The sequence below is a fragment of the Halorhodospira neutriphila genome, from assembly GCF_016584055.1.
Lineage (GTDB): Bacteria > Pseudomonadota > Gammaproteobacteria > Nitrococcales > Halorhodospiraceae > Halorhodospira > Halorhodospira neutriphila.
The window spans coordinates 1-1629 of record NZ_NRSH01000229.1; the positions used below are offsets into that span (position 1 = coordinate 1).

Genomic DNA, 1629 nt, shown 5'->3' on the forward strand with positions numbered 1-1629 from the left:
GAGGCGCGCCTCCAGGCTCGCCACCTGCTGCGCCCGGCGCGGGTCGGCGCCGTCGAGCTCGCACGCCACCCAGCCGGCGAGCGCCACCCCGTCGGCGCGGATCGCCTCGGCGCTCAGCTGCGCGGCGCTCAGGCAGCCGAGCTGGATGCCGACGACCAGCAGCACCGGGAGTCCGCTCTCGCGGGCGAGCGCGGCCACATCGGCCGAGCCGGCCAGCGGCACCCGCCAGCCCCCGGCCCCCTCGACGACGGTGAAGCGCTGCGCCGCCGTCCGGCGGATCGCCGCCGCCAGGCCCGCCACGTCGATCACCCGCCCCGCCTCGGCGGCCACCAGGTGCGGGGCGGCCGCCGCCTCCAGGGCGCAGGGGTTGACCGCCTCGTAGGGCGGCGGCTCGGCCAGGGCCTCCCGGAGCAGCTCCGCGTCGTCGTTGCGCAGCCCCTCGGCGGTGCGCCGGCAGCCGGCGGCCACGGGCTTCATCGCCGCCACGGGCCAACCCCGCTGCTGCAGGGCGGCGATAAGGCCGGCGGCGACCACCGTCTTCCCCGCCCCGGTATCGGTCCCGGTCACGAAGATCCCGGCCACGGCCCCCCTCCGGCTCAGCGCCGCCGCCGGATCTGGGCGGCGTCGATGTGCACCGCCCCCGTCTCGTCGACCTGCTGGGGCCGTCCTTCCCGCCCCCAGGCGTGGCCGTAGACCACCTCGTAGGTGGCGGGCACCCGGCCCCCGGGCTGGCGGAAGGCGAGGGAGTAGGCGGCCTCGACGCGGGCGAGGCGGTGCGGCGAGACCAGCCCCCGCGCCCGCCCGGCGGCGGCGTTGGCGGCGCCCAGCGCCTTGAGGTCGCGCATCACCTCGCGGGGCTGCTCGTAGGTCAGGGTGAACAGCTCGCCGTCGACGACCGGGTCGACGAGCCCCGCCTCGAGCATCCGGTCGCCGATATCGTGCTTGTCGACGAAGCGGTGGACGTGGGGGTAGCCGTCCACCTCCGCCCAGGCGGTGCGCAGCTCGTGGAGGGTCTCCGGGCCGAAGGTGGAGAACATCACCGCCCCCTCCGGCGCCGTGACCCGCTGCATCTCCGCGAGGGCCTTGCCGAGGTCCTCGGCCCACTGCAGGGCCACGTTGGAGAAGACCAGCTCGAAGCTGTCGTCCGGGAACGGCAGGGCGTGGAGATCGGCGCAGGCGCAGTGGGGCTTGCGCCGCCAGGGGGGGCGGTACCGGGCCCGGCGCAGCATCTGCGCCGAGGCGTCGACGGCGTAGACCTCCGCCTTGCGGTAGCGGCGGAGCAGCTCGCGGCTGGCGTACCCCGTCCCGGCGCCGAGGTCGAGCACCCGGCGGGGGCGGATCAGCAGCGGCTCGAGGCGCTCGAGCAGGCGATCCGCGACCTCGCGCTGGAGGACGGCCACAGTATCGTAGCTCGCCGCCGAGGCGTTGAAGTGGCGCCGCACCCGCGCCCGGTCGAGCCGGTAGTCATCCGCTTCCGTCACTGCGCTCCCCTCGCAAGAACAAGCCAAGCGACGCCGCCACCTCCCCGGGGTGGGTCAGCAGCGGCAGGTGTCCCGCCCCCTCCAGGATACGGCAGCGGCCGCCGGCCCGGTGGGCGGCGGCCGCTGCCGTATCCTGGAGGGGGCGGGA

General features: G+C 76.5%; 2 protein-coding genes. Both read right to left on the reverse strand.

The window, feature by feature from the left end; genetic code table 11:
• A partial coding sequence (bioD, locus tag CKO13_RS12040) for a dethiobiotin synthase (protein WP_338034652.1) occupies positions 1-582 on the reverse strand: 582 nt, incomplete at its 3' end.
• Positions 583-596: 14 nt separating this feature from the next.
• Positions 597-1481: a malonyl-ACP O-methyltransferase BioC gene (bioC, locus tag CKO13_RS12045; protein ID WP_200261356.1), complete on the reverse strand. Its 885-nt coding sequence runs from the start codon at positions 1479-1481 to the stop codon at positions 597-599.
• Positions 1482-1629 lie beyond the last annotated feature (148 nt).